We start from the raw sequence: 18,332 nt of genomic DNA on the forward strand, positions 1-18,332 counted from the left end.
ATGATGGGATCATCGCCAAGGCTCGGCGGTATGACCCGTGGCCTTGCGGTGTGCGCCCGTGGCGTGTCTGATGCGCCGAATTCGAGGGCTGGGAGACAGACATGAACCGCCGTGACCTGCTGAGAGCCTCCGCTGCCGCGGGGGCCGCTGCCGCTTTGCCGCGCGCCTCCTTCGCCCAGCCCGCGCAGAATCGCGTGCTGAAGATGGTGCCGCAGGCGAACCTGACGAGTCTCGACCCCGTCTGGACCACGGCGAACATCACCCGCAACCACGGGCACATGATCTACGACAGCCTCTACGGCATGGACGCGCAGTTCCGTCCGCAGCCGCAGATGGCCGAGGGCCACGTGGTCGAGGATGACGGCAAGTCCGTCACCATCACGCTGCGCCAGGGGCTGAAGTTCCACGATGGCGAGCCGGTGCGCGCGCAGGACGCGGTGCCGTCCGTCACGCGCTGGATGAAGCGCAACCCCTTCGGCCAGAAGCTGGACACCGTGGTCGACGCGATCGAGGTGGTGGACGACCGCCGCCTGCGCTTTCGCCTCAAGCGCCCGTTCCCGCTGCTGTTCAAGGCGCTGGCGCAAGTCTCCAACAGCCCTGCCTTTGTCATGCCGGAGCGCCTGGCGAAGACCGATCCGTTCCAGCAGGTGCGCGAGGCGATCGGCTCCGGGCCGTTCAAGTTCAAGGCGGACGAGTTCAACTCCGGCAGCCGCGTGGTCTATGAGCGCTTCGCCGACTACGTGCCGCTGCCCAGCGGCACGCCGAGCCTGACCGCCGGCCCGAAGGTCGCGCATTTCGACCGCGTCGAGTGGCACATCATCGTCGATGCCGCGACGGCCGCCGCCGCCCTGCAGACCGGCGAGATCGACTGGTACGAGCAGCCGCCGCCGGAGATCCAGGAACTGCTGCGCCGCAACCGTGGCATCTCGATCGAGGCGATCGACCCGCTGCCGCTGACCGGCATCCTGCGCTTCAACCACCTGCACGCGCCCTTCAACGACAAGAAGATGCGCCAGGCGATCCTTCCTGCGATCAGCCAGGAAGACTTCATGCAGGCGATCGTGGGCACGGACCCGGCGACCTACTTCACCAATGTGGGGCTGTTCACGCCGGGCACGCCGCTCGCGAACGACGCCGGCATGGGGCCGCTGACGGGGCCGCGCAGCATCGATCGCGCCAAGGCGATGATGCGCGAGGCCGGCTACACCAACCAGCCGATGCGCCTGATCGGGCCGACCGACATCCTGGCTCCGTCGGCCCTGACGCAGGTGGCCGCCGACCTGGTGCGGCGCCTCGGCTTCAACGCCGATATCGTGCTGACCGATTGGGGGACCGTGGTGCAGCGCCGCACCAGCCGGGAGCCGGTCGAGCGCGGCGGCTGGTCGATGCTGCTCACGGCCTTCTCCTCCTTCGACTTCGCCGACCCGGCGGCGCATTTCCCGATGCGCGGCAATGGGGCGCAGGCGTGGCCGGGCTGGCCGACCGTGCCGCGGCTCGAGGAACTGCGCGACGCCTGGTTCGACGCGCCCGACCTCGCGACCGAACAGCGCCTGGCGCGCGAGATGCAGACGGTGGCGATGGACGAACTGCCCTATGTGCCGTGCGGGTCCTACCTGTCGCTGACCGCGATCAAGCGCAACCTGACGGGCCGCGTGCCCGGCCTTGCGCTGTTCTGGAACATGCGGCGCACGTGAGCGGAGGATCGACGATGGAACGCAGGACCTTCCTCGGCGCCGCCGCCGGCCTCACGGCCGGTGGGGTCTCGGCGCCGGCGCTGTCGCAGGGCGCGGTGGCGCGCACGCTGCGCGTCATCCCGCAGGCTAACCTGACAAGCCTCGATCCGGTGTGGACCACCGCGGTCGTCACCCGCAACAACGCCTTCATGATCTACGACCAGATCTGCGCCCAGGATTCCAAGGGCGAGATCCGGCCGCAGATGGCGCAGGGCTGGGACGTCTCGCAGGACAAGCTCACCTGGACCTTCACGCTGCGCGAGAACCTGTTCTTCCACGACGGGGAGAAGGTGCTGGCGAAGGATTGCGTCGCCTCCATCGACCGCTGGCGCCGGCGCGATCCCTTCATGCAGGTGCTGTGGGCGAACGTCGCGGAACTGGCGGCGGTGGACGACCGCATCTTCCGCTTCCGCCTGCACAAGCCGACGCCGCTGCTCATCCTCGCGCTCGGCCAGACGCAGTTCCCCTGCTTCGTCATGCCCGAGCGCGTCGCGCGCACCGACGCCTTCCAGCAGATCCGCGACACCGTGGGCAGCGGCCCGTTCCGCTTCCTGCGCGACGAATGGAACCCGGGCCAGCGCGCTTCCTGGGCGAAATTCGACCGCTACGTTCCGCGCGAGGAGGCAGTGGATGGCCTCGCCGGCGGGCGCGTGCCGCGCATCGACCGCGTCGAGTGGACGATCATCACCGATCCGGCGACCAGTGCCTCGGCCATGGTCACGGGCGAGCAGGACTACTGGGAATACCCGCTGCACGACCTGCTGGGCATGATGCGCCGCTCGCGCGACCTGGTGGTCGAGCAAAGGCTGCAGGAGGGCACCTACGGCGTCTGCCGCTTCAACACGCTGCAGCCGCCCTTCAACAACCCCGCGATCCGCCGCGCCGTGGCGATGGCGGTGGACCAGCGCGACTACCTGCGCGCCGTCGCCGGCGACGATCCGGCGGGCTGGGGCGTCTGCGAGGGCGTCTTCACCTGCGACACGCCGCTTGCCAACGAAGTGGGCAGCGATGCGCTGAAGGTGCACAACATCGAGCGTGCGAAGCAGGCGCTGCGCGAGGCCGGCTACAACGGCGAGAAGGTCGTGCTGATCGCGCCGGGCGATTACCCGCAGATCAATGCGCTTTCGATGATGACGGCCGACATCATCCGCCGGCTCGGCATGAACCTCGAGCTGATCGCCGCCGACTGGGGCACGCTGGTGCAGCGGCGCACGAGCAAGGAGCCGGTGGAGCGCGGTGGCTGGAGCATCATCCACACCACGGCCTCCGGCCAGTCGCTCGCGCTTCCGGTCTTCCACCTTTTCCTGCGCGCCAATGCCGACCAGGCGTGGTTCGGCTGGCCGGACGTGCCGGAGATCGAGCGGCTGCGCGCGGAATGGGTCGAGAAGGGCGGCGATCCGGCCGAGAGCCGGCGCATTGCCGAGGCCCTCAACCGGGAGGCGATGAAGTCCATGTACTACATCCCGCTCGGCTACTACTGGCAACCTTCCGTCTGGCGCCGGAACGTCACCGGCGTATTCCGCGCGCCTGCGACGGTGTTCTGGAACATCGGCAAGCGCTGACCGTCGATCAGCCAGGCGCGGAACGCGTCTGGCATGCTCCGTGCTCCGTAATGTTGCGGCCGGGCTTCCACCGGCCACCGTCGGGCGGATTTGCCCGGCGGGGGTGCTGGTGGAGCGCCCATAGTTGATGCAATGTGAACGCCAACCGGGCAGGGGCAATCCGACCCGGAAGGCACAAGGGAGACGGTGGATGGATCGGAGAACGTTCCTCAATACGGGTGTGGGCGTGGCCGCGCTCGGGGCGGCGGGCGGGATGCCTGCCCCGGCGCTGTCGCAAGGGGCGGCGGCACGCACGCTGCGCTTCGTGCCGCAGGCCAACCTCGCGAACTTCGACCCGATCTGGGGGACCCAGTACGTCGTCCGCAACGCCTCGGCGATGGTGTGGGACACGCTCTACGGCGTGGACGACAAGCTCGAGCCGAAGCCGCAGATGGTCGAGAGCGACGAGGTTTCCTCGGACGGCCTGACCTGGACCTTCAAGCTGCGCCCGCAACTGCGCTTCCATGACGGCACGCCGGTGCTGGCGAAGGACGTGGTCGCTTCCATCACGCGCTGGATGCCGCGCGACCCGATGGGGCAGATGATCCGCGCCATCCTTGCCGAGATGACGGCGGTGGACGACCGCACCTGGAAGATGGTGCTGCGCCGGCCCTACTCGAAGATGCGATTCGCTTTCGGCAAGACCAACACGCCGATCCTGTTCATCATGCCGGAACGCATCGCGCGCACCGACCCCTTCCAGCAGATCAGCGAGTATGTCGGCTCCGGCCCGATGCGCTTCGTGCGCGACGAATGGGTGCCGGGTGCCAAGTCGGTGTTCCAGAAGTTCGACGGCTACGTGCCGCGCAACGAACAGCCGAGCTGGCTCGCGGGCGGCAAGCGCATCAACGTGGACCGCGTCGAGTGGGTGGTGATGCCCGACCCGGCGACGGCCGCCGCCGCGCTGCAGAACGGCGAGGTGGACTGGTGGGAGAACCCGATCTCCGACCTGATCCCGGTGATGCGGCGCAACCGCAACATCCGCGTGGATATCGCCGATCCGCTCGGCAACATCGGCTCCTTCCGCATGAACCACCTTCATGCGCCGTTCAACAGCCTGAAGATCCGCCAGGCGATCCTCATGGCCATGAGCCAGGAGGACTACATGCGCGCCCTCGTCGGCAACGACGACGCGCTGTGGAAGCCGCTGCCCGGCTTCTTCACCCCCGGCACGCCGAGCTACACCGAGGCGGGCGGGGACATTCTCAAGGGCCCGCGCAACATCGATGCGGCGAAGCGGCTGCTGGCCGAAGGCGGCTACTCGGGCCAGCCCGTCATCTGCATCGTCGCGCAGGACCAGCCTATCACGAAGACGCAGGGCGACGTGACGGCGGACCTGCTGAAGCGGCTCGGGATGAACGTCGATTTCGTCGCCACCGACTGGGGCACGGTCGGCCAGCGCCGCGCGATGAAGAACCCCCCGGGTCAGGGCGGCTGGAGCATGTTCCACACCTGGCACGCCGGGGCGGACTGCGTGAACCCGGCCTCCTACAACGCCATCCGCGCGAATGGCGACGGCGCCTGGTTCGGCTGGCCGAATGTGCCGTCGGTCGAGCAGGCGGTCACCGAATGGTTCGACGCGCCGGATGCGGCCGCCGAACGCGTCGCGATGGACAAGCTGAACCGCGAGGCGATTTCCAACGTGGTGTACGCCCCCACCGGGTTCTTCCTGGGCTACACCGCGTGGCGCAGCAACGTCTCGGGCATCCAGAAGGGGCCGCTGCCCTTCTTCTGGGGTGTCACCAAGGCATAACGAGCCAGCAAGCAAGCGAGAAACATGTTCGCGTACGTCGTCCGCCGAATACTCGCCACCATCCCCGTCATGGCGGTGGTGGCACTCTTCGTCTTCAGCCTCCTCTATGTCGCGCCGGGCGATCCGGCGGCAGTGATCGCGGGCGACCAGGCGACCCCCGATGATGTCGAGCGCATTCGCCAGAGCCTCGGCCTCGACCGGCCCTACCTGGTCCGGTTCGGGGCCTGGGTGTTCGACATCATGCGGGGTGACCTCGGGGTGTCGATCTTCACCAACCTGCCTGTCGTCACGATGATCCAGCAGCGCATCGAACCGACGCTCTCGCTGATGGTCGTGACGCTGATCCTCGCCGTCTCCATCGCCGTGCCGATGGGTGTGGTGGCGGCCTGGAAGGTCGGCACCTGGATGGACCGCGCGGTGATGGGCTTCGCGGTGCTCGGCTTCTCGGTGCCGGTCTTCGTCGTGGGCTACCTGCTGGCCTACGTCTTCGCGCTCGAGCTCGATTGGCTGCCGGTGCAGGGCTACACGCCCTTCAGCCAGGGCTTCGTGCCGTGGTTCGAGAACCTGATCCTGCCCGCGATCGCGCTTGGCTCGGTCTACATCGCGCTGATCGCGCGCATCACCCGCGCGACGATGCTCGAGGTGCTGCAACAGGACTACATCCGCACCGCGCGCGCCAAGGGCGCGGGGCAGCCCTCCATCCTGTTCCTGCATGCGCTGAAGAACGCGGCGGTGCCCATCGTCACGGTCATCGGCATCGGCATCGCGCTGCTGATCGGCGGCGCGGTGGTGACGGAAAGCGTCTTCGCCATCCCCGGCCTCGGGCGCCTGACCGTCGATGCCATCCTGCGGCGCGACTACCCGGTCATCCAGGGCGTCGTGCTGCTGTTTTCCTTCGTCTACGTGCTGGTCAATCTCGTGATCGACCTGCTCTACACCCTGTTCGACCCGAGGATCCGGTACTGATGTCCTCCGCCTCCGTCCTCAACCCGGCGGACGTGCCGCAGTCGGCCATCAAGGCCGCGGCACCGATGCCCGACATCATGCCCCCGGTGAAGGCCCGCAAGGGTCTCTGGGGTTATATGTACCGCAACCCGTCCATCGCCATCGGCGGCACGATCGTGCTGCTGATGGTGCTGATGGCGATCTTCGCGCCGCTTCTCTGGACCGTGGATCCGACCGCGCTGGCGCCGGCCCGCCGCACGCGCGAGCCGTCTGCCTTGTACTGGTTCGGCACCGACATGCTGGGGCGCGACGTCTATTCGCGCGTGGTCTATGGCGCGCGGGTGTCGCTGATCGTCGGCTTCGCGGTGGCGGTGCTCGCCTCGGCCATTGGCCTCACCATCGGCCTCGTCTCCGGCTTCGTGCGCTGGGCCGACAGCATCGTCATGCGCGTGATGGACGGCATGATGTCGATCCCGCCGATCCTGCTCGCCATCGCGCTGATGGCGCTGACGCGCGGCTCGGTGGGCAACGTCATCATCGCCATCACCATCGCCGAGGTACCGCGCGTCTCGCGCCTGGTGCGCGGCGTGGTGCTCTCGCTGCGCGAACAGCCCTATGTCGACGCGGCGGTGTCCTGCGGCACGCGGACGCCCGTCATCATCTGGCGCCACATCCTGCCCAACACCGTCGCGCCCATGACGGTGCAGGCGACCTACATCTGCGCCTCGGCGATGATCGTGGAATCGATCCTGTCGTTCATCGGCGCCGGCACGCCGCCGATCATCCCCTCCTGGGGGAACATCATGGCGGAGGGCAGGGCGCTCTGGCAGGTCAAGCCCTACATCGTGTTCTTCCCCGCGCTCTTCCTGTCCATCACCGTGCTCGCCGTGAACCTGCTCGGCGACGGCCTGCGCGACGCTCTCGACCCTCGCATGGCCAAGAGGATCTGACACCTATGGCCCTGCTCGAAGTCGAGAACCTGCAGACGCATTTCCGCGCGCCCGATGGCGTGAACCGCGCGGTTGACGGCCTGAACTTCCACGTCAATGCCGGTGAGACCGTCGCCATCGTGGGCGAGTCCGGCTGCGGCAAGTCGGTGACGGCGATGTCCATCCTGCGGCTCATCCCCGAGCCGCCGGGCAAGATCGCCGGTTCGATCCGCTTCAACGGAAGGGACCTGCTGAAGCTCAGCGACCGCGAGATGCGCGCCATCCGCGGCAACGAGATCAGCATGATCTTCCAGGAGCCGATGACCTCGCTGAACCCGGTGCTCACCGTGGGGCGGCAGATCGGCGAGACGCTGCGCCTGCACCAGGGCATGTCGAAGTCGCAGGCCGAGGCCCGTGCCGTCGAGATGCTGAAGCTCGTCGGCATCCCGGAGCCCGAGCGGCGGGTGAAGGAATATCCGCACCAGCTCTCGGGCGGCATGCGCCAACGCGTGATGATCGCCATCGCGCTTGCCTGCAACCCGAAGCTGCTGATCGCGGACGAACCGACCACCGCGCTCGACGTGACGATCCAGGCGCAGATCCTGGACCTGATGCGCGATCTCAAGCACCGCGTGGGTGCGGCGATCGTCATCATCACCCATGACCTCGGCGTGGTGGCCGAGGTCGCCGAGCGCGTCATCGTCATGTACGCGGGGCGCAAGGTGGAGGAGGCCGCTGTCGAGAAGCTCTTCCGCTCGCCGCGGCATCCCTATACCCAGGGCCTGCTCGGCTCGATGCCGAAGCTCGGTTCCTCGCTGACCGGCGATGAGACGCGGTTGCAGGAGATCCCGGGTCTCGTGCCGAGCCTCAAGCGCAAGCTCGACGGCTGCGTCTTCGCCAGCCGCTGCGCCTATGCGACCGACATGTGCCGGAAGGTCGCCCCTGCGCTCGAGGAGAAGGCCGAAGGCCACATCGCGGCGTGCCACTACGCCATCAAGGAGGCGGTCGCCGCATGAGCAAGCCGATCCTCGAGGTCAACGACCTCAAGAAGCACTTCCCGATCCGCGCCGGCTTCTTCGGCGGCATCACCGGCCATGTCTATGCCGTGGACGGCGTCTCCTTCTCCATCGAGAAGGGGGAGACCCTGTCGCTGGTGGGCGAATCCGGCTGCGGCAAGTCCACCGTCGGCAAGGCGATCCTGCGCCTGTTCGACATCACGGGCGGGCAGGTGGTGCTTGACGGCCAGCGCATCGACGACATGCCGGCCGGCACGCTGCGGCCGATGCGTCGCCGGATGCAAGTGGTCTTCCAGGACCCGTACTCGAGCCTCAATCCGCGCATGCGGGTGCGCGACATCCTCGCCGAGCCGATCCGCAACTTCGGCCTGGCGAAGGACGCCGCGGACATCGAGCGCCGCGTCGGCGACCTGATGGACCGCGTGCGCCTGCCGCGGGATGCCGTGAACCGCTGGCCGCATGAATTCTCCGGCGGCCAGCGCCAGCGCATCTGCATCGCGCGCGCGCTGGCGGCGGAACCGGACCTCATCATCTGCGACGAAGCGGTCTCCGCGCTCGACGTCTCGGTGAAGGCGCAGATCGTGAACCTGCTGCAGGACCTGCAGAAGGAACTCGGGCTGGCGATGCTCTTCATCAGCCACGACCTCGCGATCGTCGAGCACATGACGCACCGCGTCGCGGTGATGTATCTGGGCAGGATCGTCGAGGTGGCGCCGAAGCGGCAGCTCTTCGCCGCGCCGAAGCACCCCTATACCGAGGCGCTGCTCTCCGCCGTGCCGGTGCCCGAGCCCGGGGCGGCGCGGGACCGCATCATCCTCAAGGGTGACGTGCCGAGCCCGATCCGCCCGCCCAAGGGCTGCCGGTTCCACACGCGCTGCCCCTATGCCTTCGACCGCTGCAAGCAGGAGGAGCCGGTCCTCCGGCAGACTGAGCAGGGCCACTGGTCGGCCTGCCATCTGCACGACCGGCCGGCAGCGGAGAATCCCCTCGCCGGCGAGCGCGGGGCGGCGGTGCTGGCCCATCACTGACGGACGAGGGAGGGGCGGGGGCGACGTTGGTACCCGCCCCCCTTCGAAGATCGTGCAAGGCCAAGGCAGATCGTCCGGCGTGTCCGCCGCCTCACCTCTCGACTGAGGATCGGCCGGCCCCAGGGCCGGGCGCCGTTCGGCCGCGGCGCAGCGTCCTTCGCCCACGGGACCTCGTCACCCCCATGCTGATCGGTCCGATCCGGTCGCACCGCCTGCCGCACTGCCCGGCAACGCTTGACGAAGCACCTTGCCCGAGGCGAGGCTTGTGTCCTGACAGCCGGGCTCCACACGCCCTGCAACCAATGGACTCTCTGGGGAGACGCGCGATGCCGCAGGTCACGCTGACCGTGAACGGCCAGACCCACACGGCCGAGGTGGAGGGACGTACCCTCCTCGTGGAACTCCTGCGGGAGAAGCTGCGCCTGACCGGCACGCATGTCGGCTGCGACACCAGCCAATGCGGCGCCTGCGTCGTGCACATCAACGGGGAGAGCGTGAAGTCCTGCACCACGCTTGCCGTGATGGCCGATGGCGCGAACGTCACGACCATCGAGGGGCTCGCCAAGCCCGACGGAACGCTGCACCCGATGCAGGAAGCCTTCCGTGAATACCACGCCCTCCAGTGCGGCTTCTGCACCCCCGGCATGGTCATGAGCGCGATCGACCTGGTCCAGAAGAACCCGCAGGGCCTGACCGAGCAGGAAATCCGCGAGGGGCTCGAGGGCAACCTCTGCCGCTGCACCGGGTACCACAATATCGTCAAGGCGATCGCCGCCGCGGCCGACGTCATGCACGGCAAGCGGAGCGAGATCGCGCGCGCGGCCGAATAGGGCCGCGCGACCGGGCGCCACCGCGCGCCCCAATATTCCGGTACCGGCGAATGCCGGGCCGACAACGAAGCGCCCAATGGGAGGCGACAGGACCATGAACGTGGTGGCACCCTTCGAAGGCATCGGCGCGAGCGTCCGGCGGAAGGAGGATTTTCGCTTCATCCAGGGCCGCGGCGCCTATACCGACGATTTCAACCGCCAGGGCCAGTTGCATGCCTGGATCGTGCGCAGCCCGCACGCCCATGCACGCATCAAGGGCGTGGACACGAGCGCGGCGGCGAAGATGCCGGGCGTGGTCGCTGTCTTTACCGGCGCCGACATGGCGAAGGACAATCTCGGCGGCCTGCCCTGCGGCTGGCAGATCCACAACAAGGACGGCTCGCCGATGGCCGAGCCGCCGCATCCGGTCCTCGCCGTGGACAAGGTCCGGCATGTCGGCGACCCCGTCGCGGTCGCCATCGCCGCGACGCGGGAGCAGGCGCGCGATGCGGCGGAAGCCATCGCGGTGGACTACGAAGTGCTGCCGGCGGCCGCCACCATGGCGGATGCGCTGAAGCCCGGCGCGCCGGTCATCCATGACGGCGTCGCGAACAACCTCTGCTACGACTGGCACATCGGCGACAAGGCGGTGCTGGATCAGGCCTTCGCGGGCGCGGCCAAGGTCGTCTCGCTCGACCTGGTCAACAACCGCCTGATCCCGAACGCGATGGAACCGCGCGCCGCACTCGGCGAGTTCGACCGCACGACCGGCGATTACACGCTCACCACCACCAGCCAGAACCCGCATGTCATCCGGCTGCTGATGGGCGCGAACGTGCTGCACATCCCCGAATCCAAGCTGCGGGTGGTGGCGCCGGATGTCGGCGGCGGCTTCGGCTCCAAGATCTATCACTACGCGGAGGAGGCGATCGTCACCTGGTCGGCCGGCAAGCTGGCCCGCCCGGTGAAATGGACCGCGGACCGCAGCGAATCCTTCATGTCGGACGCGCATGGCCGCGACCACGTCTCGAAGGCCGAACTGGCGCTGGACGCGAACGGCAAGTTCCTCGGCCTGCGCGTGCATACCTACGCCAACATGGGCGCGTATCTCTCCACCTTCGCGCCCTGTGTGCCGACCTACCTCTACGCGACGCTGCTCGCCGGCGTGTACACGACGCCGGTGATCTACTGCGAGGTGAAGGCCGTCTTCACCAACACCGTGCCGGTGGACGCCTATCGCGGTGCCGGCCGGCCGGAGGCGACCTTCCTGCTCGAGCGCCTGATGGATGTCGCCGCGAAGGAGACGGGCATCGACCGCGTCGATCTGCGCCGGCGCAACTTCATCCCGACCGACGCCTTCCCGTACCAGACGCCGGTCGCGCTGCAGTACGATTCCGGCAATTACCACGCGACGCTGGACCAGGCCCTGCAGTCCGCCGACTGGGCGGGTTTCGAGGCGCGGCGCGCCGAGGCTGCCAAGCGCGGCAAGCTGCGCGGCATCGGCTGCTCCACCTACCTCGAGGCCTGCGGCATCGCGCCGTCCGCCGTGGTGGGCAGCCTCGGTGCACGCGCCGGCCTCTACGAGGTCGGCACCATCCGCGTGCATCCCACGGGCAGCGTCACGGTGCTAACAGGGTCTCACAGCCACGGGCAGGGGCATGAGACCACCTTTGCGCAGCTCGTGGCCGACAGGCTCGGCGTGCCGGTGGCGCAGGTCGATGTCGTGCATGGCGACACGGCCAAGGTGCCCTTCGGCATGGGGACCTATGGCAGTCGCAGCCTCGCCGTCGGCGGCTCGGCGATGGTCAAGGCGATGGACAAGATCATCGCCAAGGGCAAGCGCATCGCCGCGCACCTGATGGAAGCCTCGGTCGACGACATCGAGTTCGACCGCGGCACCTTCCGCGTCGCCGGCACGGACAGGACCAAGGCGCTGGTGGACATCAGCGTCGCCGCCTACGTCCCGCACAACTATCCCATCGACGAACTCGAACCGGGCCTCGAGGAAACCGCCTTCTACGACCCGAAGAACTTTACCTATCCGGGCGGCTGCCACATCGCCGAGGTCGAGATCGACCCCGAGACCGGCCAGGTGAGCGTCGCCAACTTCACCGCGGTGGACGATGTCGGCCGGGTCATCAACCCGATGATCGTCGAGGGCCAGGTGCAGGGCGGCGTCGCCCAGGGCATCGGCCAGGCGCTGCTGGAAGCCTGCGTCTATGACGCGGACGGGCAACTGCTCTCCGGCTCGATGATGGACTACACCATGCCGCGCGCGGACGACCTGCCGCCTGTCAGCGTGGCGACGCACACCACGCTCTGCACGCACAACCCGCTCGGCGTGAAGGGCTGCGGGGAGGTCGGGGCCATCGGCTCGCCGCCCGCGGTCATCAACGCCGTGGTGGATGCGCTGCGTGACTTCAACGTGCGGAGCCTGGACATGCCGGCGACACCGGCCAAGATCTGGCAGATCATCAATGGCGGCCGCAGGATGGCGGCGGAGTAGGGGATCGGGACCGCCGTCCGATCGCCGGAGGGCCACAGGGCCCGGAGGCGGGAATCGGCCGGCCTGCGACGCGAGGAGCAAACGAGATGTACGATTTCGCCTATCACAAGCCCGCCACCGTCGCCGACGCGGTGAAGCTGCTGGCAGACCCGGACGCGAAGGCGATCTCCGGCGGCCATACGCTGCTGCCGGCGCTGAAGCACCGGCTGAACAAGCCGTCGGCGCTGGTCGACCTCTCCGGCATCGCCGAGTTGAAGGGGATCAGGCGAGCCGGCAACGCCATCGTCATCGGCGCGCTGACCCGGCACGTGGAAGTGGCGACCAGCGCCGAGGTGAAGGCCGCCATCCCCGCGCTCGCCTACCTCGCTTCCCATATCGGCGACGTGCAGGTGCGCAACCGCGGCACGCTCGGCGGTTCCGTCTCCAACAACGACCCGGCGGCGGATTATCCGGCGGCGGTGCTCGGCCTGGGGGCGACGATCCACACCTCCAGCCGCAAGATCGCCGCGGACGACTTCTTCCTCGGCATGTTCACCACGGCGCTGGAGCCGAACGAGATCCTGACCGCGATCGAGTTCCCGATCGTGGACAAGGCCGGCTACGCCAAGATGAAGAACCCGGCGAGCCGCTACGTCATGGCCGGCGTCTTCGTCTCGAAGTCCGGCGGCAATGTCCGTGTCGCGGTGAACGGCGCCGGCCCCTGCGTCTTCCGCCAGGCGGAGATGGAAAAGGCGCTCGCCGCCAACTGGTCGCCGGAGGCGGTCGCCGGCATCAAGCAGGCCGCGGGCGACCTCAACACCGATATCCATGGCAGCGCCGAATACCGCGCCCATCTGGTGACCGTGATGGCCAAGCGCGCGGTCGCGGCCGCCGGCTGACCTGCCCGCTCGCGTCACGAAGGGGCCGGGCGGCAGCGTCCGGCCCTTTTGCGTTCCGCGATGGCGCGCGGCATGCTTGCAGGGCAGTCCGGGAGTCCCTGCCGTGGAGATCGACAACCCCGACATCATCGCCGAGGCCCGTGCGGTCTTCGACCGCTACGAGACCGCCATCGCGACGAACGACACGGCGGTGCTCGACGCGTCCTTTTGGCCGGACCCGCGCACGGTGCGCTTCGGCGTGACCGAGATCCTGTATGGCATCGACGCCATCCGCGCCTTCCGCGCCACGGTGAAGACCTACGCCGCCCGCATCCAGAAGCGCATCCACATCACCACCTTCGGCCGCGACTTCGCCTGCACGCACCTGGAATACGAGCGCGTCGGCACCGGCCTGATCGGGCGGGAGACGAAGATCATGGCGCGCCTGCCCGAGCATGGCTGGCGCGTCGTCTCCGCGCATGTCTCGCTACTCGCCGCGGCCGATCCCGGCCGCACCCAGAAGGGGTGACCGCCATGGGCCAGACGGTCGAATGCTTCTATACGCTTTCCTCGCCCTGGATGTACCTCGGCGGCCCACAGTTGCAGGACATCGTGAAGCGCCGCGGCGCGACGCTGGTGCTCAAGCCCTATGACTTCCGCCTGGTCATCAAGCACACCGGCGGCATTCCGCTGCGCAGCCGGCCGGAGCCGCGGCAGGACTACCACGCGCTCGAACTGGATCGCTGGTCGCGCCACCTCGGCGTCCCCATCAATCTGAAGCCGAAGCACTACCCGCCGACCGACCAGCGCCCTGCCGGACGCATGGTGATGGCCGCGCAGGCGCGCGGCATGGACGCCATGGCGCTGTCCCACGCGCTGCTGCGCGCGCTCTGGCTGGAGGACCGCGACATCGCCGACCCGCGCGTGCGCGCCGCCATCGCCGAGGAGGAAGGCTTGCCCGGCGAGGCCCTGCACCGGGAGGAGGAAAGCCCCTCCGTCATGGCCGAATGGGACCGCAACAACCAGGAAGCCGTGCAGAGGGGCGTGTTCGGCGCGCCGACCTTCTTCTGCGACGACCTCTGGCTCTGGGGCCAGGACCGGCTCTTCTTCCTCGACCAGCATTTGGCGGGGAAGCAGGTGCAGTCCGGCCCCTCGAAAGTGATCGGGAAGACACGCGCATCATGACACGCCATGTGGCGGTGATCGGCGCCGGCATCGTCGGCGCCTGCTCGGCCGTGGAGGCGCTTCGCCGCGGCTTCCGCGTCACCATCATCGACCCGGCCGAGCCGGGCGGGGAGCAGTCGGCTTCCTACGGCAACGGGTGCTGGCTCAGCCCGATGTCGGTGATCCCGCCGGCGGTGCCGGGCCTGTGGAAGAAGGTGCCGAAGTTCCTGATGGACCCGTTGGGGCCGCTGGCCATCCGCTGGTCCTATTTCCCGCGCGTCGCGCCGTGGCTGATCCGCTACCTGCGCGCCGGCTGGACCTGGGACCGGGTCGAGGCCGCCGCCCGCGCCCTGCGGCCGCTGGTGGTGGACGCGCCCGCGCTGCACAAGGCGCTGGCCGACGAGGCCGGCGTCGGGCACCTGATCGAACGCCACGGCCTGATCTACGTCTATCCTTCCCGCGCCGATTTCGAGGCCGAGGCCATGGCCTGGGAGATCCGCCACAAGGTCGGCGTGCGGTGGCTGGAACTGGACGCCAATGAACTGCGCCAGCGGGAGCCCGATCTTGATCGCCGCTACACCTTCGGCGTGATGGTCGAGGAAGGCGGCCACTGCACCGATCCCGGCGCCTACACCGCCGCGCTGGTCGCCCATGCCGTCGCACAGGGGGCGGAGCATCGCCGCGCCGCCGCCACGGGGTTCGCGATCGAGGGCGGGCGCCTGAAGGCTGTCCGAACCGACGGGGGCGACATCCCCGCCGATGCCGCGGTCCTTGCCGCCGGCGCCCATGCGAAGCCGCTCGCGGCCGCGGCGGGTGACGTCGTGCCGCTCGAGACCGAGCGCGGCTACCATGCCGAACTCGCCGACCCGGAGGTTTCCCCCCGCCATGGCCTGATGCCCTCCGACGGCAAGATGTCCATCATGCGCACGCGGAACGGCCTGCGCTGCGCCGGCCAGGTGGAGATCGCCGGCCTCGAGGCGGCGCCGAACTGGAAGCGGGCCGAGATCCTGCGCGACCACCTGTTGCGCTGCTTCCCCGGCCTGCCGCGGGACCTGCCGGCGGAGCGGGTGAAGGTATGGCTCGGCCACCGGCCGTCCATGCCGGACGGGATGCCTTGCCTGGGCCCCGCCAGCGCCACGCCCGACGTCATCCATGCCTTCGGCCATGGCCATACCGGACTGGTGGCCGGGGCGCGGACGGGCAGGTTGGTCGCAGACCTGCTCTCCGGGCGGCCGCCCGAGATCCCGATCGGCGCTTTCGATCCGCGGCGATTCGCCTGAGGCGCGGGTCGGAGGCCGGGCCCGGATTTTTCTCGCAATCAGGTCCGGGCAGTGCCATCCTGGCACATAGCGAACCTGCATCCCGCAGGATCGCCTGTTATTCGTGGACCTTCAGGAACGTGTCTTCCGATATCGATAACCAGGGTGGCGCCGGGCCGATCGAGGCCGAGGTGAAATGGTACAATGGCCGGAAAGGGTTCGGGTTCGTCCTCGGGCCGGACGGCAATGACGTCTTCTTCCACGCCTCGGCTCTGACCGAGGCGGGAATCGAACCGCCCGACACCGGCGACAAGCTGGTTTGCGAGATCGGCACGGACCGGCAGGGCCGCCGTCTCGTGACTCGCATCGTCGAGCTGAAGCGCGGCGAAGGTGGCGGTGCCGGTGCCGGTGCACGTCCGCCGCGTCGCGACTTCGGCGGCGGTGGCGGCTTCGGCGACCGTCCGCCGCGTCGCGACTTCGGCGGCGGTGGTGGCTTCGGCGATCGCCCCCCGCGCCGTGACTTCGGCGGCGGTGGCGGCTTCGGCGATCGCCCCCCGCGTCGCGACTTCGGTGGCGGTGGCGGCTTCGGTGACCGTCCCCCGCGCCGTGACTTCGGTGGTGGCGGCGGCTTCGGTGGCGGTGGTGGTGGCTTCGGCGACCGTCCCCCGCGCGCCTTCGGCGACCGTCCGCCGCGCCGCGAGTTCGGCCGCGACGAGGGTGGGCCGACCTACGATATCAACGGCACGGTCAAGTGGTTCGACCAGGTCCGCGGCTTCGGCTTCGTGACGCCGGACGATGGCGGGCAGGACGTGTTCCTGCATTCCTCCGTCCTGCAGCGCGCCGGCAAGCAGGACGTGCAGCAGGGTGAGAAGGTCTCGCTCGAGGTGCGCGACGGCCAGCGCGGTCGTCAGGCCGTGAACATGAAGGACTGATCCTCCGGATCAGCCCGGAAAAGCCCCGCTGCCGCAAGGCCGCGGGGCTTTTTCTTGCCCGCGCCCGTTTTCACCGGCGCGATTAGCGATCCTTTCACCTTCGGACGCGAGAGTGAGGCGTCGGCGGGAATATCCCGCCCTTGCGAAGGGAAGATCCCAATGAGCCTGAATTCGGTGAACACGAATCTTGGCGCCATGGTGGCGCTGCAGTCGCTCAACCGCACCAATGAGGCGCTGAACACCACGCAGAAGCGCGTCTCGACCGGCTATCGCGTCTCCGACGCGAAGGACGACGGCGCTGCCTTCGCCGTGGCGCAGGCGGTGCGCGCGGACGTGGCGGGCCTGACCGCCGCCAATGAGCAGCTCGGCGGCGTCAAGGGCGTGCTCGACACCGCTCTGGCTGGATTGAACAAGGTCTCCGACACCATGATCAAGGTGCGCGAGACGCTGGTCCGCCTGGCGGACGACACGCTGAATGCCGACCAGCGCGCCCAGTACGGCGCCCAGTACGAGGCGCTGCGCACCCAGATCCAGAACTTCATCGACGACGCCACGTACAATGGGCGCACGCTGCTCTCGACCGCAGCGCCGGCGGGCGGGGACATCACGACGACGCGCAACGAGTCCGGCACCACCTACATGCTGACCTCCGTCGATGCGGCCGGCACCATGGTCGTCGCCACGACGCCGGCCGATGCGGCGACCGCCCAGGCGGCCCTCGCGGCGGGCGGCGACTGGGGCGCGGTCAATACCGTCATCGCCAATGCGCTGAACCAGTACGGTTCCGACTCTCGCTACGTTGATGCCCAGATCGGCTACAACCGCGACAAGCTCGATGCGCTGGACGGCGGCCTTGGCGCGCTCATCGACGCCGACCTCGCCAAGGAATCGGCGCGGCTCCAGGCGCTGCAGATCCGCCAGCAGCTCGGCACCCAGTCGCTGTCCATCGCCAACCAGGCGCCGCAGTCGCTGCTCAGTCTCTTCCGGGGCTGAGCGTCACCCGAAGCGTCGCGGCCTGAGCCCGGCGTGGAACCAGGTGATCATCGAATAGATGTCGTACACGGGCAGGCCCACCGCGGCCTGCAGCGCGGCGGCATAGGGCGGCATGTTGGTGCATTCCAGCACGATGGCGCCGACGTCGGGGTGCGCCGCCACCAGCGCGCGCCCGGCCTCGACGATGTCCTGCTCGGCGAGCGCCACGTCCATGTCGGATTTCTCGGCGCTGATCAGCACGCGGAAGAACTCCCGCCCGCCCTCCGTGCCGACCACCGGCGTGTCGAGCGGCACGCCCGCCGCCTCCAGGTGCGCCGGCGTCAGGGACCCCTTGCTGACCGTCACCACGCCCACGCGCTTGCCCGGCGGCAGCGTCGCCTGCACCCACGGCACCTGCATCAGCGAGGAGGTCGCCACCGGCACGCCCACCGCCGCCGCCAGTTCCTTCTGGAACAGGGAGAGGAAGCCGCAGTTCGTCGTGATCGCCTCGGCGCCGAGGTCCACCAGGTCCTGCGCTGCGGCGATGAAGTCGGGCAGCAGGCCCGGCGCACCCTTCAGCACCACGCGTTCCGGCGTCGCGCCGCGCACCACGCGGAACAGCACCGGGAAGGGCCAGGTCTCGCCATTGCCCATGTCTCCGGGGATGCGGGGAAACCGCGCCTCGAGCATCAGGATGCCGAGCGGCGCGCCATAGATGGACTTCCCGCCACGCGCGATCCGCGCGAGGCTCGGTGCAGGGGAGGGAGCGTTCATGGCCGGGCAGGCTAGCGCCTCCGCGCGCGCTGGCCCAGCCGCCCTTCCGCCACT

Annotated in this window: 16 protein-coding genes; 15 read left to right on the top strand and 1 reads right to left on the bottom strand. The window is 68.9% G+C overall.

The features are described 5' to 3' along the window. Nucleotides 1-101 precede the first annotated feature (101 nt). The 15 genes from GXW76_RS01370 to GXW76_RS01445 all read left to right on the top strand — a co-directional run bounded on the left by GXW76_RS01370 (nucleotide 102) and on the right by GXW76_RS01445 (nucleotide 17,525). Nucleotides 102-1,694 carry an ABC transporter substrate-binding protein gene (locus tag GXW76_RS01370; RefSeq protein WP_211860187.1) on the top strand — a complete coding sequence of 531 codons (1,593 nt, stop codon included), beginning with the start codon at nucleotides 102-104 and terminating at the stop codon, nucleotides 1,692-1,694. A gap of 14 nt (nucleotides 1,695-1,708) precedes the next feature. Beyond that, entirely contained in the window at nucleotides 1,709-3,295 is a 1,587-nt protein-coding gene (locus GXW76_RS01375) for an ABC transporter substrate-binding protein (RefSeq protein WP_211860188.1), read from the top strand. Between the two features lie 190 nt (nucleotides 3,296-3,485). After that, entirely contained in the window at nucleotides 3,486-5,087 is a 1,602-nt protein-coding gene (locus GXW76_RS01380) for an ABC transporter substrate-binding protein (protein WP_211860189.1), read from the top strand. Nucleotides 5,088-5,111: 24 nt separating this feature from the next. Next, nucleotides 5,112-6,053 carry an ABC transporter permease gene (locus GXW76_RS01385; protein ID WP_211860190.1) on the top strand — a complete coding sequence of 314 codons (942 nt, stop codon included), beginning with the start codon at nucleotides 5,112-5,114 and terminating at the stop codon, nucleotides 6,051-6,053. Further along, nucleotides 6,053-6,982, top strand: a complete 930-nt coding sequence (locus GXW76_RS01390; RefSeq protein WP_246513823.1) for an ABC transporter permease — start codon at nucleotides 6,053-6,055, stop codon at nucleotides 6,980-6,982. Before GXW76_RS01385 ends, GXW76_RS01390 begins: the two co-directional genes overlap by 1 nt. 5 nt (nucleotides 6,983-6,987) lie before the next feature. Next, a complete protein-coding gene (locus GXW76_RS01395; RefSeq protein ID WP_211860191.1) occupies nucleotides 6,988-7,977 on the top strand; it encodes an ABC transporter ATP-binding protein in 990 nt (329 codons plus the stop codon). Next, nucleotides 7,974-9,005, top strand: coding sequence for an ABC transporter ATP-binding protein (locus GXW76_RS01400; RefSeq protein ID WP_211860192.1), 1,032 nt, complete (start codon nucleotides 7,974-7,976; stop codon nucleotides 9,003-9,005). Before GXW76_RS01395 ends, GXW76_RS01400 begins: the two co-directional genes overlap by 4 nt. Nucleotides 9,006-9,331: 326 nt before the next feature. After that, nucleotides 9,332-9,835, top strand: coding sequence for a (2Fe-2S)-binding protein (locus tag GXW76_RS01405; protein ID WP_211860193.1), 504 nt, complete (start codon nucleotides 9,332-9,334; stop codon nucleotides 9,833-9,835). A 94-nt stretch (nucleotides 9,836-9,929) separates the two neighbouring features. Continuing rightward, nucleotides 9,930-12,320, top strand: a complete 2,391-nt coding sequence (locus GXW76_RS01410) for a xanthine dehydrogenase family protein molybdopterin-binding subunit (RefSeq protein WP_211860194.1) — start codon at nucleotides 9,930-9,932, stop codon at nucleotides 12,318-12,320. Nucleotides 12,321-12,406: 86 nt separating this feature from the next. Continuing rightward, the gene (locus tag GXW76_RS01415) at nucleotides 12,407-13,198 is read left to right on the top strand and encodes an FAD binding domain-containing protein (RefSeq protein ID WP_211860195.1); all 792 of its coding nucleotides are present in this window, start codon (nucleotides 12,407-12,409) and stop codon (nucleotides 13,196-13,198) included. 103 nt (nucleotides 13,199-13,301) lie between these two features. After that, complete coding sequence (locus GXW76_RS01420) at nucleotides 13,302-13,706, top strand: AtzH-like domain-containing protein (protein ID WP_211860196.1); 405 nt, start codon at nucleotides 13,302-13,304, stop codon at nucleotides 13,704-13,706. 5 nt (nucleotides 13,707-13,711) lie between these two features. Beyond that, nucleotides 13,712-14,362, top strand: a complete 651-nt coding sequence (locus GXW76_RS01425) for a 2-hydroxychromene-2-carboxylate isomerase (protein WP_211860197.1) — start codon at nucleotides 13,712-13,714, stop codon at nucleotides 14,360-14,362. Then, nucleotides 14,359-15,621 (top strand): NAD(P)/FAD-dependent oxidoreductase, encoded by a 1,263-nt coding sequence (locus GXW76_RS01430; RefSeq protein WP_211860198.1) that lies wholly within the window; start codon nucleotides 14,359-14,361, stop codon nucleotides 15,619-15,621. Before GXW76_RS01425 ends, GXW76_RS01430 begins: the two co-directional genes overlap by 4 nt. Nucleotides 15,622-15,740: 119 nt before the next feature. After that, entirely contained in the window at nucleotides 15,741-16,532 is a 792-nt protein-coding gene (locus GXW76_RS01440) for a cold-shock protein (RefSeq protein WP_338150862.1), read from the top strand. A gap of 159 nt (nucleotides 16,533-16,691) precedes the next feature. After that, complete coding sequence (locus GXW76_RS01445; protein WP_211860199.1) at nucleotides 16,692-17,525, top strand: flagellin; 834 nt, start codon at nucleotides 16,692-16,694, stop codon at nucleotides 17,523-17,525. A 3-nt stretch (nucleotides 17,526-17,528) separates the two neighbouring features. Here the strand turns inward: GXW76_RS01445 and GXW76_RS01450 are convergent, their stop codons facing one another. Then, nucleotides 17,529-18,278: an aspartate/glutamate racemase family protein gene (locus tag GXW76_RS01450; RefSeq protein ID WP_211860200.1), complete on the bottom strand. Its 750-nt coding sequence runs from the start codon at nucleotides 18,276-18,278 to the stop codon at nucleotides 17,529-17,531. Nucleotides 18,279-18,332: the final 54 nt, after the last annotated feature.

The organism is Neoroseomonas soli, from assembly GCF_018129065.1.
GTDB lineage: Bacteria > Pseudomonadota > Alphaproteobacteria > Acetobacterales > Acetobacteraceae > Neoroseomonas > Neoroseomonas soli.

Coding starts and splice junctions, on each gene's coding strand:
- GXW76_RS01425 (WP_211860197.1), top strand. CDS start 13,712: ATGGGCCAGACGGTCGAATGCTTCTATACGCTTTCCTCGCCCTGGATG.
- GXW76_RS01445 (WP_211860199.1), top strand. CDS start 16,692: ATGAGCCTGAATTCGGTGAACACGAATCTTGGCGCCATGGTGGCGCTG.
- GXW76_RS01385 (WP_211860190.1), top strand. CDS start 5,112: ATGTTCGCGTACGTCGTCCGCCGAATACTCGCCACCATCCCCGTCATG.
- GXW76_RS01370 (WP_211860187.1), top strand. CDS start 102: ATGAACCGCCGTGACCTGCTGAGAGCCTCCGCTGCCGCGGGGGCCGCT.
- GXW76_RS01375 (WP_211860188.1), top strand. CDS start 1,709: ATGGAACGCAGGACCTTCCTCGGCGCCGCCGCCGGCCTCACGGCCGGT.
- GXW76_RS01390 (WP_246513823.1), top strand. CDS start 6,053: ATGTCCTCCGCCTCCGTCCTCAACCCGGCGGACGTGCCGCAGTCGGCC.
- GXW76_RS01415 (WP_211860195.1), top strand. CDS start 12,407: ATGTACGATTTCGCCTATCACAAGCCCGCCACCGTCGCCGACGCGGTG.
- GXW76_RS01380 (WP_211860189.1), top strand. CDS start 3,486: ATGGATCGGAGAACGTTCCTCAATACGGGTGTGGGCGTGGCCGCGCTC.
- GXW76_RS01450 (WP_211860200.1), bottom strand. CDS start 18,278: ATGAACGCTCCCTCCCCTGCACCGAGCCTCGCGCGGATCGCGCGTGGC.
- GXW76_RS01410 (WP_211860194.1), top strand. CDS start 9,930: ATGAACGTGGTGGCACCCTTCGAAGGCATCGGCGCGAGCGTCCGGCGG.
- GXW76_RS01400 (WP_211860192.1), top strand. CDS start 7,974: ATGAGCAAGCCGATCCTCGAGGTCAACGACCTCAAGAAGCACTTCCCG.
- GXW76_RS01405 (WP_211860193.1), top strand. CDS start 9,332: ATGCCGCAGGTCACGCTGACCGTGAACGGCCAGACCCACACGGCCGAG.
- GXW76_RS01395 (WP_211860191.1), top strand. CDS start 6,988: ATGGCCCTGCTCGAAGTCGAGAACCTGCAGACGCATTTCCGCGCGCCC.
- GXW76_RS01430 (WP_211860198.1), top strand. CDS start 14,359: ATGACACGCCATGTGGCGGTGATCGGCGCCGGCATCGTCGGCGCCTGC.